This window comes from Halobacillus sp. K22 (assembly GCF_052246795.1).
GTDB lineage: Bacteria > Bacillota > Bacilli > Bacillales > Halobacillaceae > Halobacillus.
In genome coordinates this window covers 28,413-45,880 of sequence record NZ_JBQQCN010000027.1, presented here as the reverse complement: position 1 = coordinate 45,880, position 17,468 = coordinate 28,413, and the positions used below count along the sequence as shown (strand labels likewise).

Sequence of the window (17,468 nt, the reverse complement as noted above, 5' to 3'; positions counted from 1 at the left end):
CTACATTTGTTGAGTGTGTAAACCTCTAATAACGAGGTGAGAACGTATGAGGAAAAAAGTAGTGCTCGCCTGTACAGAATGCCAAAGTCGTAATTATAGTTCATATACAAATCGATCTAATCAATCCGACCGTCTGGAAGTTCGTAAGTTTTGTAAGAAATGTGGCAAACATACCTTACATCGCGAAACGAAATAGAGAAAGAAAGCCGGCAGGCGCAAGTTTGGGGGTATTTGCAGCATGTTTAAATTTTTTAAAAACGTAGCTCGAGAAATGCGCAAAGTGAGCTGGCCTAAGGGACAAGAACTTACGAGGTACACGATTACTGTGTTAAGTACAGTTGTTTTTGTTGCCGTGTTCTTTGCTATTGTGGACCTTGGGATCTCTGAGGTGCTTGAACTTATATCTAAAGAATAGTAGAGTTGATTTTGTGCTATACTTGTAAATAGACTTACAAAAAACCCGTTCAGCGGGTTTTTTCATGTTGGAGAAAAATTTTAAATCGAAAATAAGGGAGGGAAGGGCAAGCATTTGTCCTGAGATAATGGAAAAAAGATGGTATGTTGTTCACACCTATTCAGGTTATGAAAACAAAGTAAGGGCGAACTTAGAGAAACGTGTTGAATCCATGGGTATGGAAGATAAGATCTTTCGCGTTCTTGTCCCTGAAGATGAAGAGACGGAAATTAAAAATGGTAAGAAGAAAATTAACAAGAAGAAAGTATTTCCCGGCTACGTACTAGCTGAAATGGTCATGACTGATGATTCTTGGTACGTGGTTCGAAATACGCCAGGTGTGACCGGTTTCGTTGGTTCTACTGGATCGGGCTCCAAGCCAATCCCTCTCCTGCCCGAAGAAGCAGAAACTGTACTCAAACGTATGGGTATGAACGAACAACCGAAAACTGAAGTTGACTTTGAAGTAAAAGAAAGTGTGAAAGTAACGGATGGACCTTTTGCCAATTTCACTGGAACCATCGAATATATTGACACGGATAAACAGAAAGTAAAAGTTCACGTAAATATGTTTGGTCGGGAAACACCGGTAGAATTAGATTTTTCTCAAGTAGAAAAATTATAAAATATGAACCTCCCCTTGCATTATGCATATAAAGATGCTAGAATTTTTATGTTCTATATGTGCCTCGGGAAAAGAGGCGTTTATGCATATTGCGATGAGTGGGAGGGGTTAAACCCTATTACCACATCACGGACTTTAAGGAGGTGTGTCTCGTGGCTAAAAAAGTTATTAAAGTTGTAAAACTTCAGATCCCTGCAGGGAAAGCAAACCCAGCACCACCGGTAGGACCGGCACTAGGTCAAGCTGGTATTAATATCATGGGTTTCTGTAAGGAGTTCAACGCTCGTACGCAAGATCAAGCGGGTATGATTATTCCGGTTGAAATTACGGTATTTGAAGACCGTTCATTTACATTTGTTACCAAAACTCCACCAGCTGCTGTTCTTCTTAAGAAAGCGGCAGGTATCGAATCCGGTTCTGGTGAGCCGAACCGTAACAAGGTAGCTTCTGTCAATCGCGATCAAGTTCGCGAAATTGCGGAAACAAAAATGCCTGACTTAAACGCTGCTGACGTTGAGGCTGCAATGCGCATGGTTGAAGGTACTGCGCTAAGCATGGGAATTACAGTTGAAGACTAATCCCACAACGTCACTCTGATGGAGTTAAAGGTTGCGAAATAGGAGTTCAACTTCTTTCGCAACCTTTATTCGTGGGAGGTTAATCCGTTAAAACCACAACAAGGAGGAAATTAAAATGGCTAAAAAAAGTAAAAGACAACAAGAACTTCAAAAACTTGTTGATCGTACGAAATCTTATAATGTACAAGAAGCAATCGATCTTGTAAAAGAGACGTCTAAAGCGAACTTTGATGAAACAGTTGAAGCGGCATTCCGTCTAGGCGTTGATCCTAAGAAAGCGGATCAGCAAATTCGCGGAGCTATGGTGCTTCCACACGGTACGGGTAAATCCCAGCGTGTTCTTGTTTTCGCTAAAGGTGATAAAGCGAAAGAAGCAGAGGAAGCTGGTGCTGACTACGTAGGTGAACAAGACCTGATTAATAGAATTAACCAAGGTTGGTTCGATTTTGATGTAGTCGTTGCTACTCCTGACATGATGGCTGAAGTAGGTAAGCTTGGACGTGTACTAGGACCAAAAGGTCTTATGCCAAACCCGAAAACAGGCACTGTAACGTTTGAAGTAGAAAAAGCGGTTAACGAAATCAAAGCTGGTAAGGTTGAATACCGCGTTGATAAAGCTGCTAATATCCATGTTCCAATTGGAAAAGCTTCATTCGATAAGCAAAAGCTTGCAGAAAACTTCGAAGCGATCACAGATGCTCTTGTAAAAGCTAAGCCTCAAGCATCAAAAGGAACTTATATGCGTAATGCTGCTGTTTCATCAACGATGGGTCCTGGAATCAAAGTTGATGTTTCCAATTTCGCTAAATAATATAATTTGGTGTTGACTTAATGTCCCTAATTAAATTATAATTAGGGACGTTGTATAAATGAATACGTTATACCGTAGACAGCAGGTGCAGATGCAAGTCCGCTTAATTTCCTGCCGAGGTGTGTGAATAAGCAGGACAGCGCTAAAAACGCCCTGTTCTCTCATACGTACCTCCATGTCTGCATGGAGGTACTTTTTTGTGAAACCTTCCAGAACGGTATGATGAAAAGTCAATAGGAGGTGGAAAGATGAGCAGTATTATTGAACAGAAACAGCAAATTGTTAATGAATTAGCTGACAAGTTCCGCAATAGTAAATCTGCCGTATTAGTAGATTATCGCGGTCTTGATGTTGCAGAAGTAACAGAACTTCGTTCACAGCTTCGTGAAGCTGGCGTTGATTTCAAAGTGTACAAGAACACGATGACTCGCCGTGCGACAGAAGCAGTAGAACTGAGTGAACTTCACGAAGTCCTTCAAGGACCAACTGCCCTTGCGTTCCATGAGGATGACGCTGTAGCTCCAGCAAAAATTCTTAACAATTTCGCTAAAGATCACGATAACCTTGAAATTAAAGGTGGAGTAGTTGAAGGACAAGTTGCAACTCTTGAGCAAATTCAGGAACTTGCCAACATCCCAAGCTACGAAGGTCTTGTATCTATGTTCCTAAGCGTACTACAAGCCCCTGTCCGAAACTTCGCTTACGCTACGAAAGCTATCGCGGACCAAAAAGAAGAAGAAAGCGCGTAAATCACGCGTTCGACTAAACTATAACTTTTAAAATTAATAAGGAGGAAATTTCTCATGTCTAACGAACAAATTATCGAAGCGATTAAAGAAATGTCTGTTCTTGAGCTTAACGACCTAGTTAAAGCAATTGAAGAAGAATTTGGTGTATCAGCTGCAGCTCCAGTTGCTGCCGGTGGCGCTGCTGCAGGTGCTGAAGCTGAAGAAGAGCAAACTGAATTCGACGTAGTACTAGAATCAGCTGGAAGCTCTAAGATCAAAGTTGTAAAAGCAGTACGTGAAATCACTGGTCTTGGTCTTAAAGACGCAAAAGACCTAGTTGACAACGCTCCTGGCGCAATCAAAGAAGGCGTTTCTAAAGAAGAAGCAGAAGAAATGAAATCTCAGCTTGAAGAAGCTGGCGCAACGATCGAACTTAAGTAATTGTATCTTTAAAGTAAAGCTCGCTGATCATCGGCGGGCTTTCTTTTGCTTACTAGATGAAAAGAGGGTGTTCGGATCATGTCGGAACATTACTATTCTAAGAAAACCGCCGCAAAAAGCGATGAAAAAACCTGGTCTTACACATTGCGTGGCCGTTTATTAACGTTTACTACAGATCACGCCGTTTTTTCAAAAGGTGAAGTGGATTTCGGCTCTCGTTTGCTTATAGACTCGTTTACAGCTCCTTCAGTGGACGGAAACTTCCTTGATCTTGGATGTGGTTACGGACCGATTGGTCTTTCACTTGCGCAAGAGTATCCAGATCGTCAGGTTGTGATGGTAGATGTAAATGAGAGAGCTTTGAATCTTGCGGAAAAGAATGCTGCTAATAATCAGGTTACTAATGTGGAGATTAAAGAGAGTGATCGGCTTCGTCAGTTAGAAGGCCGTCAGTTCGCAGCAATACTGACCAACCCGCCTATACGTGCAGGAAAAAAAGTAGTGCACGCTATGTTCGAAGAGACTAGGGCAGCTCTGCATGAATCTGGGGAGTTATGGGTGGTTATTCAAAAGAAGCAAGGGGCTCCATCAGCAAAACAAAAAATAAAAGATCTATTTGGAAATATTGAAGTGGTTCACAAAGAAAAAGGCTACTATATTTTCAAAGCTCAAAAAGTTTGACTAGGGTATTTTATTATGCTAGTATTGGAAAATGCCAATGTATGCCCGTCCTGTCAAGTCTTTTTTTAGAAAATGTATAAAAAGCTTGGTAGAAGGGTAAAATGGTGAAAATAAATAAGTAAAAGTAAATGAGGTTATCTATATCGAGTCGACCCTTTTTCTTTTTTGTCTAACGTTAGAGAGAAATGAAGAATCACCATTTGCTATAGAGGCGAATGTTTAAATAGTGCTTGTGGCAAGATCAACCGCAAGCCTGTTCGGCATGTCTTGCCGAACGCTTTTTTCGTTATTAAAATGCTTGATTTGAGGGGTGAATCAGTTGACAGGTCAACTAGTTCAGTATGGACGACACCGCCAGCGCAGAAGTTATGCTCGTATCAGTGAAGTTTTAGAGTTACCTAACTTAATTGAAATTCAGACAGCTTCCTACCAATGGTTCCTGGAAGAAGGTTTGAAGGAAATGTTCAAAGACATTTCTCCAATTGAAGATTTTACTGGTAACTTATCATTAGAGTTTGTAGACTACAGCCTTGGCGAACCAAAGTATCCAGTGGATGAGTCAAAAGATCGCGATGTAACATATAATGCACCGCTTCGTGTAAAAGTTCGTCTCTTAAACAATGAGACAGGAGAAGTGAAAGAGCAAGAAGTGTTTATGGGAGATTTCCCTCTGATGACAGATACCGGTACCTTTATCATTAATGGTGCTGAGCGTGTTATCGTTTCGCAGCTTGTTCGTTCTCCGAGTGTATATTACAACAAAAAGATTGATAAAAACGGTAAGAGAGGTTACACAGCTACAGTTATTCCAAACCGTGGTGCGTGGCTTGAGTTCGAAACCGATGCGAAGGATGTAGCACATGTCCGCATTGATCGTACTCGTAAATTACCAATCACCGTGTTGCTGCGTGCTTTAGGATTCGGAACAGACCAGGAGATTATTGATCTTATTGGTGAGAACGAATACTTGAAGAATACGCTTGAGAAAGATAATACAGAGAACAGTGAGAAAGCATTGCTTGAAATCTATGAGCGTCTGCGCCCTGGCGAGCCGCCAACAGTAGAAAATGCTAAGAGTTTGCTTGTTTCTCGTTTCTTTGATCCGAAGCGCTATGATCTAGCACGCGTCGGTCGCTATAAAATGAATAAAAAGCTTCATATAAAAGATCGATTGTTTAATCAAACGCTTGCTGAAACGTTAGTAGACGAAGAGACAGGCGAAGTGCTTGCAGAAAAAGGCGATAAAATTGATCGTCGTCTGCTCAACAAATTGATTCCACATTTCGATGATGAAGAAACTACATTAAGTGAACGATCTCTTGATCCAGTTGAGGGAGTACTTGAAGAGCCGATGCGCGTACAATCGGTGAAGATTGTCGACCCTACAGATCCAGAAGGAGAACGTTCCATTAATGTGATCGGAAATGCAAATATCGACCGTGATGTAAAAAACATTACACCGGCAGATATCATTTCTTCTATCAGTTATTTCTTTAACTTACTGCATAATGTGGGTGGAACAGATGACATTGACCACTTAGGTAATCGTCGTCTCCGTTCCGTAGGAGAGCTCCTGCAGAACCAATTCCGTATTGGACTATCCCGTATGGAGCGAGTAGTACGTGAACGTATGTCTATTCAGGACACTTCATCTATTACTCCACAGCAGTTAATCAATATACGTCCAGTGATTGCTTCGATTAAAGAGTTCTTTGGAAGCTCACAGTTATCTCAGTTCATGGACCAGACTAACCCGCTTGCGGAGCTAACACACAAACGTCGTCTCTCCGCATTAGGACCGGGCGGTTTAACCCGTGAGCGTGCAGGCTTTGAAGTTCGTGACGTACACTACTCCCACTACGGACGTATGTGCCCGATCGAAACTCCAGAGGGTCCGAACATCGGTTTGATTAACTCTTTATCTTCTTATGCGAAGGTAAATGAATTCGGATTTATCGAAACACCTTATCGTCGAGTGGATCCTGATACTAATAAAGTAACTGCTCAATTTGATTATCTTACAGCAGACGAAGAGGATAATTATGTTGTGGCTCAGGCCAACGCAAAACTCGAAGAAGATGGTTCCTTCACGGATCCAGAGGTTATCGCTCGTTTCCGTGGTGAAAACACGGTAGTAAGCCGCGACCGCTTAGATTATATGGACGTATCACCGAAGCAGGTAGTATCAGCGGCAACCGCATGTATTCCATTCTTGGAAAACGATGACTCCAACCGTTCTCTAATGGGTGCAAACATGCAGCGTCAAGCTGTACCATTGCTTCAGCCGGATGCTCCACTTGTAGGTACAGGAATGGAATATGTATCAGGTAAAGACTCAGGTGCAGCCGTCATCTGCCGCCACGAAGGTATCGTTGAACGTGTAGAAGCAAAAGAAGTGTTCGTACGTCGCATATCAGAAGTGGATGGCAAAGAGGTAGAAGGCGATCTTGATCGTTACCGTCTGCAAAAATTCATTCGTTCTAACCAGGGAAGCTGCTATAACCAGCGCCCGATTGTTTCTAAAGGCGATCGTGTAACTAAAGGGGAAATCCTCGCTGACGGACCTTCTATGGATATGGGAGAATTAGCACTTGGACAAAACCCACTGGTTGCATTCATGACATGGGATGGTTACAACTATGAGGATGCCATCATCATGAGTGAGCGTCTTGTAAAAGATGACGTGTACACTTCTATTCATATAGAAGAATATGAATCTGAAGCTCGAGATACGAAACTTGGACCAGAAGAAATTACAAGAGATATTCCTAACGTAGGTGAAGATGCTCTTCGCGACTTAGATGAACGCGGAATTATCCGTGTAGGAGCTGAAGTTAGTGATGGAGACCTTCTTGTAGGTAAAGTTACTCCTAAAGGGGTTACCGAGTTATCTGCTGAAGAACGTCTGCTTCATGCAATCTTCGGTGAGAAAGCCCGCGAAGTCCGTGACACCTCCCTGCGCGTGCCGCACGGTGCAGGCGGAATTGTACTTGATGTTAAAATCTTCAACCGTGAAGATGGAGATGAACTGCCGCCTGGCGTAAACCAGCTGATCCGCGCCTATATCGTTCAGAAGCGTAAGATTTCTGAAGGTGACAAAATGGCAGGACGTCACGGAAACAAAGGTGTTATTTCTAAGATTCTTCCAGAAGAAGATATGCCGTTCTTACCAGATGGAACTCCGGTAGATGTCATGTTAAACCCACTTGGCGTACCATCTCGTATGAATATCGGACAAGTACTTGAGCTGCACTTAGGTATGGCTGCCCGTCTCCTTGGAGAAAGAGTAGCAACTCCGGTATTTGATGGTGCCCGAGAGGAAGATGTCTGGGAGACCCTTGAAGAAGCCGGCATGTCTCGTGATGCGAAGACCATTTTATATGATGGACGTACAGGAGAACCGTTTGATAACCGTGTATCTGTTGGTGTCATGTATATGATCAAACTGGCACACATGGTTGATGACAAATTGCACGCACGTTCCACTGGACCGTACTCTCTCGTAACTCAACAGCCATTGGGCGGTAAAGCTCAATTTGGTGGTCAGCGTTTCGGTGAGATGGAGGTATGGGCACTTGAAGCATATGGTGCTGCTTATACACTTCAGGAAATTCTGACAGTCAAGTCAGATGACGTAGTCGGTCGTGTGAAAACGTATGAAGCGATCGTTAAAGGTGATAATGTTCCAGAACCAGGCGTACCTGAGTCCTTTAAAGTTCTAATTAAAGAGCTTCAAAGTCTAGGTATGGATGTGAAAATTCTATCTGGTGATGAACAAGAAATAGAAATGCGGGATATCGAAGAAGAGCAAACGAAAGAATCCGAGAATTTAAACCTAGACGATTAATAGACGTATTGTTCCAAACACCCGTGTTCTAAGTTTAGGGTAAAACCCGGATACTGAAAGGGAGGTAGGCCCCTTGCTAGATGTAAACAACTTTGAGTATATGAAAATTGGTTTGGCTTCACCTGATAAAATCAGATCTTGGTCTTACGGTGAGGTCAAGAAGCCAGAAACAATCAATTATCGTACGCTAAAACCCGAAAAAGACGGGTTGTTCTGTGAAAGAATCTTCGGTCCGCAAAAAGACTGGGAGTGCCACTGTGGTAAATACAAGCGTGTCCGTTATAAAGGAGTCGTTTGTGACCGTTGTGGTGTAGAAGTAACAAAAGCCAAAGTACGTCGTGAGCGGATGGGGCACTTGGAATTAGCTGCCCCAGTCTCCCACATTTGGTACTTTAAAGGCATTCCAAGCCGTATGGGTCTCGTACTTGATATGTCCCCGCGTGCATTGGAAGAAGTCATTTATTTTGCTGCTTATATTGTAACGGATCCAGGTGAAACAGCTCTTGAGAGAAAACAGCTGCTTTCTGAAAAGGAATATCGTTCCTATCGTGAAAAATTTGGTCAGGGCTTCCAGGCGGCAATGGGCGCTGAAGCTATCCGTAAACTGCTTTTTGATATTGATCTGGAAGGGGAAGTAGAAACCCTGAAAGAGGAATTGAAAACAGCACAGGGACAGCGTAGAACCCGAGCCATTAAACGCCTGGAAGTACTAGAATCTTTCCGTCATTCAGGAAATGATCCTTCATGGATGATCCTGGATGTACTGCCTGTTATTCCACCAGAACTTCGTCCAATGGTTCAATTGGACGGTGGACGTTTTGCAACGTCTGACTTGAACGATTTATATCGTCGAGTGATCAACCGTAACAACCGTCTTAAACGCCTGTTAGATTTAGGGGCACCGACGATTATCGTCCAGAACGAGAAGCGTATGCTTCAAGAAGCTGTAGATGCCCTTATTGATAACGGACGCCGTGGACGTCCAGTTACTGGGCCGGGTAACCGTCCGCTTAAATCCCTTTCTCACATGCTGAAAGGTAAGCAAGGGCGTTTCCGTCAAAACTTGCTCGGTAAACGTGTTGACTATTCCGGTCGTTCGGTTATCGTTGTAGGTCCATCCTTGAAGATGTACCAGTGCGGACTTCCAAAAGAAATGGCGCTTGAACTGTTCAAGCCTTTCGTTATGAAAGAACTCGTTTCCCGCGGACTTGCGCACAACATTAAATCAGCTAAGCGTAAAATTGAACGTGTCCACCATGAAGTGTGGGATGTTCTTGAAGATGTTATTAAAGAACACCCGGTGTTATTAAACCGTGCACCAACACTTCACCGCCTAGGTATCCAAGCATTCGAACCTACGCTGGTAGAAGGCCGTGCCATTCGTCTTCACCCATTGGTATGTACAGCTTATAACGCTGACTTTGATGGTGACCAAATGGCAGTTCACGTACCGTTGTCATCAGAAGCGCAGGCGGAAGCCCGTATTCTAATGCTGGCTGCTCAAAACATTCTTAACCCTAAAGATGGTAAGCCTGTTGTTACACCATCACAGGATATGGTATTAGGTAACTACTACCTGACGCTTGAACGTGAAGGAGCCGTTGGAGAAGGAATGTTCTTCAAGGATCTTAATGAAGCGTTAATGGCCTATCAGAATGGATACGCCCACCTGCATACACGGGTAGCTGTTCAGGCGAGCTCTCTAGGGAATGAAACCTTTACAGAAGAACAGAATCAGCAGCTTCTTCTTACAACAGTTGGTAAGTTGATCTTTAATGAAATGCTGCCTAATTCGTTCCCGTATATGAATGAACCAACCCAAGAAAACCTTGAGGTTAAAACACCGGATCAATACTTTATTCCTAAAGGTACAGATATTCGCCAAGAATTATCAAACCGCGAAGAAGTATCTCCATTCAAGAAAGGGATCCTGGGTGACATTATTGCAGAAGTATTTAAACGCTTCTCTATTAGTGAAACATCCAAGATGCTCGACAGAATGAAAGATCTCGGGTTTGCTTATTCTACTAAAGCAGGTATTACTGTTGGTGTATCTGACGTAGTAGTACTTCCAGAGAAACAAGAAATTCTGGAAGAAGCTCAAGGTAAAGTTGATAAAGTTCTTAAGCAGTTCCGCCGCGGTTTAATTACCGATGAGGAACGTTATGACCGAGTAATTGAAATTTGGTCAGGGGCTAAGGATGATATCCAAAATCGTTTGATGAGTTCCTTAAATCCACGTAACCCTATATTCATGATGAGTGATTCTGGTGCACGTGGTAACGCGTCCAACTTTACTCAGCTTGCTGGTATGCGTGGTCTTATGGCCAACCCGGCTGGACGTATTATTGAACTTCCAATCAAATCAAGTTTCCGTGAAGGTTTAACGGTACTTGAGTACTTTATTTCCACACACGGTGCTCGTAAAGGTCTTGCCGATACAGCACTGAAAACAGCGGACTCTGGTTACCTGACTCGTCGACTTGTCGATGTAGCGCAAGACGTAATCGTCCGTGAAGATGATTGTGGAACAGACCGCGGATTGCCAGTAAGTGCGATTACGGAAGGCTCTGAAGTAATTGAGCCGCTAATCGACCGTCTTATTGGACGTACAGCATTCCAGACTGTGAAGCATCCTGAAACAGGAGACGTATTAGCCACGCGTAATGAAGTTATTTCTGAAGATGGTGCTAAACAGATTGTGGACGCTGGAATTGAGAGCATTGTTATCCGCTCTGCCTTCACTTGTAATACGAAGCACGGCGTATGTAAGAAGTGCTACGGCCGCAACCTGGCAACAGGCGACGAAGTTGAAGTGGGCGAAGCAGTTGGAATCATTGCCGCTCAGTCTATCGGTGAGCCTGGTACACAGCTTACAATGCGTACCTTCCACACTGGCGGTGTTGCCGGAGATGACATCACTCAAGGTCTTCCACGTATCCAGGAGATTGTGGAAGCACGTAACCCTAAAGGTCAAGCAGTGATTACAGAAATTGACGGAACCGTACAGGAAGTTAACGAAGTGAAAGAAAAACAAGAGATCGTGGTGCAAGGGGCAGTAGAAAGCCGCTCTTATACAGCTCCGTATGGCGCTCGTATGAAAGTTACTGTAGGAGATGCTGTTAGCGCAGGAAGTCCTCTTACAGAAGGTTCCATTGATCCAAAAGAACTGTTAAATATCCAGGGACTTGATGGAGTTCAGCAATATCTTCTTAAAGAAGTACAAAAAGTATATCGTATGCAAGGTGTTGAAATCTCTGATAAGCACGTTGAAGTAATGGTACGCCAGATGCTTCGTAAAGTTCGTGTTCTTGACTCTGGAGACACCGATGTACTTCCAGGATCACTTCTTGAGATCCATCAATTTAAAGAAGCGAACCAGAAAGCTCTTGTGGAAGGCGGACAGCCTGCAGTGGGTCGTCCGGTCATTCTTGGTATTACCAAAGCATCGCTTGAAACAGACAGCTTCTTGTCTGCGGCATCCTTCCAGGAAACAACTCGTGTCCTGACTGATGCAGCGATTAAAGGTAAGAGAGATGAACTTCTAGGATTGAAAGAGAACGTTATTATCGGTAAGCTTGTACCAGCTGGTACTGGTATGACACGTTACCGTAAGATTCAAGCTCAGTCTGAAGGAGCTCCGGAACAACAGGCCCAGCCAGAAGAAGTTACTCATTCTTAAAAAGAATAGATAGATGTTAACAAAGGGTAAAATTAATGGAAGCACAAAAAAACTACCCGAAATGCAGTTGACATGCATTTTGGGTAGTGATAATATAATCAAGGTGCTTCCGTTTATCCTTGTTACTTTGGAGGATATGAAGATGTCTTATGAAAAAGTAGCACAGGCTAAATCAGAGATAGTGATTGGAACCAAACAAACACTTAAAGCCATGAAAAATGGTGAAGTGAATGAAGTCATAACGGCTGATGATGCTGATCAGACGATGACAATGAAGGTAGTACGGCTTGCCAGGGAATTAAAAATTCCGCATACTCGAGTTTCTTCTATGAAGGAGCTGGGAAATGCGTGCGGCATTGATGTCGGAGCTGCTACAGTGGCGATAAAGCAATAAAGTTTTGGCGGTAAATCGCGAAAGCTTTGTTTTTTGCCTTTTTATGAACCACCTGGATGTGTGGTATTAAGAAATGTGAAGAAGGGAGGATACAAACATGCCAACTATTAATCAATTGGTACGTAAAGGACGCGAAAGCAAAACTAAACAAACAAATGCTCCAGCCTTGAACAAAGGCTTTAACAGCTATAAAAAACGTATGACAGATCAGTCTTCTCCACAAAAACGTGGTGTTTGCACACGTGTCGGTACGATGACACCTAAGAAACCGAACTCCGCATTGCGTAAATATGCACGTGTTCGTTTGACCAACCAGCTAGAGGTTAACGCCTACATTCCTGGTATCGGCCACAACTTGCAAGAGCACAGTGTAGTTCTAATCCGCGGCGGTAAGGTAAAAGACTTGCCAGGTGTTCGTTACCACGTTGTACGTGGTGCCCTTGACACAGCAAGTGTTGAAGGACGCAGACAAGGTCGTTCTAAATACGGTACGAAGAAACCTAAAAAATAAACGATATGCAAATATCGCTTAACTATTAAAAATATGGAAGGGAGGGGAACATATGCCACGTAAAGGTCCAGTAGCTAAACGTGATGTGTTACCAGATCCGATGTACAACTCTAAGCTTGTCACTCGTTTGATCAACCAGATTATGGTTGACGGTCAACGCGGGAAAGCACAAAAGATTCTTTATAAATCTTTCGAATTAGTTCAAGAGCGCAGCGGGAATGACGCTATGGAAATCTTCGATCAGGCTATGAAAAACGTAATGCCTGTATTGGAAGTACGCGCTCGTCGTGTTGGTGGTTCCAACTACCAAGTACCTGTAGAAGTTCGCCCTGAACGTCGTCAGGCACTAGGATTGCGTTTCATTGTTAACTATGCGCGTCTTCGCGGAGAGAAAACAATGGAAGAGCGTCTTGCTAACGAAATTCTAGATGCAGGTAATAACACTGGTGCAGCAGTTAAGCGCCGTGAAGAAATGCACAAGATGGCGGAAGCTAACAAAGCATTCGCTCACTATCGTTGGTAATCATCAAACAAATAACTTTACAATTGGAAAGGAGAAAGAATCATGCCTAGAGAGTTCTCCTTGGAAAGAACACGTAATATCGGTGTAATGGCTCACATTGATGCTGGTAAGACAACAGCCACCGAGCGTATTCTTTTCTACACAGGACGTATCCACAAAATTGGTGAAACTCACGAAGGAGCTTCCCAAATGGACTGGATGGAGCAGGAACAGGAGCGCGGAATCACAATTACTTCCGCTGCGACCACTGCTCAATGGAGAGATCACCGTATTAACATCATTGACACACCTGGACACGTAGACTTCACAGTTGAGGTTGAACGTTCCCTGCGTGTACTTGATGGTTCTGTAGCTGTACTAGATGCTCAGTCTGGTGTTGAACCGCAGACTGAAACTGTATGGCGCCAAGCGACAACTTACGGTGTACCTCGTATTGTGTTCGTAAACAAAATGGATAAAGTAGGTGCAGATTTCATCTACTCCCTTGGTACTCTACAAGAGCGCTTAGGAGCTAATGCTGCAGCTGTCCAACTTCCAATAGGTGCAGAAGATGAATTCGAAGGAATCATCGACTTGATTACTATGGAAGCTTACTATTACATGGATGACTTGGGTACTCGTGCAGAAGCACGTCCAATTCCAGATGAATACAAAGAGCAAGCTGAAGAGTATCGCGCGAAGCTTATTGAAGCTGTAGCGGAACTTGATGAAGACTTGATGATGCAATACCTTGAAGGGGAAGAAATCACGAATGATCAGCTTAAAGCTGCAGTTCGTACCGCTACTCTAAGCGTTGATTTCTATCCTGTCTTCTGTGGTTCTGCTTTCAAAAACAAAGGTGTTCAGCTACTGATTGATGGAGTTATTGATTATCTTCCATCTCCATTAGATGTGCCTCCAATTGAAGGTCACGTACCACAAACGGAAGAGCCTGTTGTACGTAAAGCTGACGACAACGCGCCATTCTCTGCTTTGGCCTTTAAAGTTGCGACAGACCCTTACGTTGGTAAACTTACATTCTTCCGAGTGTACTCTGGTACGCTTAATGCTGGTTCATACGTGAAGAACTCTACGAAAGATAAGCGTGAGCGTGTCGGTCGTATCCTGCAAATGCACGCTAACTCTCGTGAAGAGATCTCAACAGTTTATGCTGGCGATATTGCTGGTGCTGTTGGACTTAAAGATACAGGTACAGGTGACACTCTATGTGATGAAAAGAGTCTTGTTATTCTTGAATCCATGGAATTCCCTGAGCCGGTTATCTCTGTAGCTATCGAACCGAAATCAAAAGCTGACCAAGATAAAATGGCTATTGCCCTTGGTAAGCTTGCGGAAGAGGATCCGACATTCCAAACTGAAACTAACGTAGAAACTGGCCAAACGATTATCGCAGGTATGGGTGAGCTTCACCTTGACATTATCGTTGACCGTCTGCGTCGTGAGTTTAAAGTTGAAGCGAATATCGGTGCTCCACAGGTTGCATACCGTGAGACTTTCCGTGCTAGTGCCCAAGTTGAAGGTAAGTTCGTACGTCAGTCCGGTGGTCGTGGACAATTCGGTCACGTATGGGTTGAATTCGAACCTAACGATGAAGGTGCTGGATTTGAATTCGTTAACAAAATTGTTGGTGGTGTAGTACCGCGTGAATACATTCCTTCCGTAGAACAAGGGATCAAAGAATCCTTGGAAAACGGTGTATTAGCCGGTTATCCAATGGTCGACATTAAAGCCACTCTTTATGATGGCTCATACCACGATGTTGACTCCAACGAAATGGCCTTTAAGGTTGCCGCATCTATGGCTCTTAAAGAAGCTAAAAACAAATGTAAACCAGTTCTTCTTGAGCCAATGATGAAAGTTGAAGTAGTCATTCCTGAAGAATACATGGGCGATATTATGGGTGACGTAACTTCACGTCGTGGACGTGTTGAAGGTATGGAAACTCGTGGTAACGCACAGGTTGTTAAAGCATTTGTACCACTATCCGAAATGTTTGGTTATGCGACAGCGCTTCGCTCCAACACACAAGGACGTGGAACTTACACGATGCACTTTGACCACTATGAAGAAGTGCCGAAGAGCATCTCAGAAGAAATCATCAAGAAAAATTCTGGTGAGTAATTGATTTTTTTGACGAGTTGAAGTATAACTTGTAATGTAAGCTTAGGAGTGTAGCTTGTACGCTCGCTCCTGAGTTTCATATAAACATTTCAATTCAAATATATCGCTACTTAATTAAAGGAGGAAATATACTATGGGTAAAGAAAAATTTGACCGGTCCAAGTCCCACGTTAACATTGGTACAATTGGACACGTTGACCACGGTAAAACAACACTAACTGCAGCAATCACTACAGTACTTCACAAGCGTTCTGGTTCTGGTTCTGCAATGGCTTATGACATGATCGACGGTGCTCCTGAAGAGCGCGAGCGTGGAATCACAATCTCAACTGCACACGTTGAGTACGAAACTGAAAACCGCCACTATGCACACGTTGACTGCCCAGGTCACGCTGACTATGTTAAAAACATGATCACTGGTGCTGCTCAAATGGACGGCGCGATCCTAGTTGTATCTGCAGCTGACGGTCCAATGCCACAAACTCGTGAGCACATCCTGCTTTCTAAAAACGTAGGTGTACCAGCAATCGTTGTATTCCTTAACAAAGTTGACATGGTAGACGACGAAGAGCTTCTTGAACTAGTAGAAATGGAAGTTCGCGATCTACTATCTGAGTATGACTTTGATGGTGACGAAGCTCCAGTAATCAGCGGTTCTGCTCTTAAAGCACTTGAAGGCGAAGAGCAGTATGAGCAAGCGATCTATGACCTTATGGACGCAGTTGATGAGCACATTCCAACTCCAGACCGTGACACAGACAAACCATTCATGATGCCAGTTGAGGACGTATTCTCAATCACTGGCCGTGGTACAGTTGCAACTGGCCGTGTTGAGCGTGGCCAAGTTAAAGTCGGTGACGAAGTTGAAATCATCGGTATGGCTGAATCAGCTCGCAAAACTACAGTTACTGGTGTGGAAATGTTCCGTAAGCTTCTAGACTATGCTGAAGCTGGCGACAACATCGGTGCACTTCTTCGTGGTGTTAACCGTGAAGACATCAACCGTGGCCAAGTTCTAGCTAAGCCTGGTTCTATCACTCCACACACAAACTTCAAAGCTGAAGTTTATGTACTAGCTAAAGATGAAGGTGGACGTCACACTCCATTCTTCTCTAACTACCGCCCACAGTTCTACTTCCGTACTACGGACGTAACTGGTGTAATCCAACTTCCAGAAGGCGTAGAAATGGTTATGCCTGGCGATAACGTTGAGATGACTGTTGAACTTATTTCCCCGATCGCGATTGAAGACGGAACTCGTTTCTCAATCCGTGAAGGTGGACGTACAGTAGGTTCTGGCGTTGTTAGTGAAATCACTAAATAATCATTGAATATATAAATGAGCAGCAGCTGAAAAGCTGCTGCTCATTTTTTTGTGGGAAAGTGGTTGAAATAAGTAAATTCATTTGTTGTAATGGAAGGTGGAAATTTTGGAGCGAAAATTTAATCTTCATCGAGATTTTCATTTTCCTTTAGTTATGAAGCCACTAAACATTTATAAACCCTTGAATTTGCTCTAAAAGGTTAGTATAATGGTTTAGGTGTTCATATATGAATAAATTATGGATTTATCCTTGCATTGACCGCATTTCTTCTATATAATAAATAATGTTGGTCATAAAAGGCGATGAAGCGAAAGGTTGTTGACACACCCGGCCCCTTTGCCATGGCTAGTGAGTCAAGTTTTTTCGCGGAGAATGTCTATTTCAAAAATGGGCGAAGAAGGAGGGAAAATAATGGCAAAAGAGAAAATTCGTATTCGTTTAAAAGCGTATGATCACAGAGTGTTGGATCAATCTGCTGAGAAGATTGTAGACACGGCGAAGCGTTCTGGAGCTAATGTATCTGGTCCAATTCCGCTTCCGACTGAACGTTCTATCTATACAGTACTTCGTGCAACTCACAAGTACAAAGATGCTCGTGAACAGTTTGAAATGCGCACACACAAACGTCTTATCGACATTGTCAATCCAACACCACAAACCGTTGATTCATTAATGCGTTTGGATCTACCATCTGGTGTGGATATCGAAATCAAATTATAAATTAAACTGAACTATATAGGAGGTGTA

16 protein-coding genes and 1 other annotated feature are annotated in these 17,468 nt (G+C 43.3%); all 16 genes read left to right on the top strand.

Going from position 1 to position 17,468, the window contains the following annotated elements; genetic code table 11:
• Positions 1 to 46 precede the first annotated feature (46 nt).
• Positions 47 to 196: a 50S ribosomal protein L33 gene (rpmG, locus tag ACTWPM_RS16920; RefSeq protein WP_224895898.1), complete on the top strand. Its 150-nt coding sequence runs from the start codon at positions 47 to 49 to the stop codon at positions 194 to 196.
• A gap of 42 nt (positions 197 to 238) precedes the next feature.
• A complete protein-coding gene (gene secE, locus ACTWPM_RS16915) occupies positions 239 to 415 on the top strand; it encodes a preprotein translocase subunit SecE (protein ID WP_014641406.1) in 177 nt (58 codons plus the stop codon).
• 127 nt (positions 416 to 542) lie between these two features.
• Positions 543 to 1,079 (top strand): transcription termination/antitermination protein NusG, encoded by a 537-nt coding sequence (gene nusG / locus ACTWPM_RS16910; protein WP_443134200.1) that lies wholly within the window; start codon positions 543 to 545, stop codon positions 1,077 to 1,079.
• 152 nt (positions 1,080 to 1,231) lie between these two features.
• Complete coding sequence (gene rplK, locus ACTWPM_RS16905) at positions 1,232 to 1,657, top strand: 50S ribosomal protein L11 (RefSeq protein ID WP_014641408.1); 426 nt, start codon at positions 1,232 to 1,234, stop codon at positions 1,655 to 1,657.
• A gap of 115 nt (positions 1,658 to 1,772) precedes the next feature.
• A complete protein-coding gene (gene rplA / locus ACTWPM_RS16900) occupies positions 1,773 to 2,468 on the top strand; it encodes a 50S ribosomal protein L1 (RefSeq protein ID WP_443134183.1) in 696 nt (231 codons plus the stop codon).
• A 54-nt stretch (positions 2,469 to 2,522) separates the two neighbouring features.
• Positions 2,523 to 2,676 (top strand) — a sequence feature (ribosomal protein L10 leader region).
• Between the two features lie 40 nt (positions 2,677 to 2,716).
• Positions 2,717 to 3,217 (top strand): 50S ribosomal protein L10, encoded by a 501-nt coding sequence (gene rplJ / locus ACTWPM_RS16895; RefSeq protein WP_443134182.1) that lies wholly within the window; start codon positions 2,717 to 2,719, stop codon positions 3,215 to 3,217.
• A gap of 54 nt (positions 3,218 to 3,271) precedes the next feature.
• Positions 3,272 to 3,637: a 50S ribosomal protein L7/L12 gene (rplL, locus tag ACTWPM_RS16890; RefSeq protein WP_014641411.1), complete on the top strand. Its 366-nt coding sequence runs from the start codon at positions 3,272 to 3,274 to the stop codon at positions 3,635 to 3,637.
• A gap of 78 nt (positions 3,638 to 3,715) precedes the next feature.
• A complete protein-coding gene (locus ACTWPM_RS16885; protein ID WP_443134181.1) occupies positions 3,716 to 4,318 on the top strand; it encodes a class I SAM-dependent methyltransferase in 603 nt (200 codons plus the stop codon).
• 319 nt (positions 4,319 to 4,637) lie between these two features.
• Complete coding sequence (rpoB, locus tag ACTWPM_RS16880; protein WP_443134180.1) at positions 4,638 to 8,165, top strand: DNA-directed RNA polymerase subunit beta; 3,528 nt, start codon at positions 4,638 to 4,640, stop codon at positions 8,163 to 8,165.
• A 73-nt stretch (positions 8,166 to 8,238) separates the two neighbouring features.
• Positions 8,239 to 11,847 carry a DNA-directed RNA polymerase subunit beta' gene (rpoC, locus tag ACTWPM_RS16875; RefSeq protein WP_443134179.1) on the top strand — a complete coding sequence of 1,203 codons (3,609 nt, stop codon included), beginning with the start codon at positions 8,239 to 8,241 and terminating at the stop codon, positions 11,845 to 11,847.
• Between the two features lie 142 nt (positions 11,848 to 11,989).
• Positions 11,990 to 12,241, top strand: a complete 252-nt coding sequence (locus tag ACTWPM_RS16870) for a 50S ribosomal protein L7ae-like protein (RefSeq protein ID WP_443134178.1) — start codon at positions 11,990 to 11,992, stop codon at positions 12,239 to 12,241.
• Positions 12,242 to 12,338: 97 nt separating this feature from the next.
• Entirely contained in the window at positions 12,339 to 12,752 is a 414-nt protein-coding gene (gene rpsL / locus ACTWPM_RS16865; RefSeq protein WP_014641416.1) for a 30S ribosomal protein S12, read from the top strand.
• 52 nt (positions 12,753 to 12,804) lie between these two features.
• Positions 12,805 to 13,275, top strand: a complete 471-nt coding sequence (gene rpsG / locus ACTWPM_RS16860; RefSeq protein ID WP_014641417.1) for a 30S ribosomal protein S7 — start codon at positions 12,805 to 12,807, stop codon at positions 13,273 to 13,275.
• A gap of 42 nt (positions 13,276 to 13,317) precedes the next feature.
• Positions 13,318 to 15,396, top strand: a complete 2,079-nt coding sequence (gene fusA, locus ACTWPM_RS16855; protein ID WP_443134177.1) for an elongation factor G — start codon at positions 13,318 to 13,320, stop codon at positions 15,394 to 15,396.
• Between the two features lie 133 nt (positions 15,397 to 15,529).
• Positions 15,530 to 16,720, top strand: coding sequence for an elongation factor Tu (gene tuf / locus ACTWPM_RS16850; protein ID WP_443134176.1), 1,191 nt, complete (start codon positions 15,530 to 15,532; stop codon positions 16,718 to 16,720).
• 412 nt (positions 16,721 to 17,132) lie between these two features.
• The gene (gene rpsJ, locus ACTWPM_RS16845) at positions 17,133 to 17,441 is read left to right on the top strand and encodes a 30S ribosomal protein S10 (protein ID WP_014641420.1); all 309 of its coding nucleotides are present in this window, start codon (positions 17,133 to 17,135) and stop codon (positions 17,439 to 17,441) included.
• Positions 17,442 to 17,468: the final 27 nt, after the last annotated feature.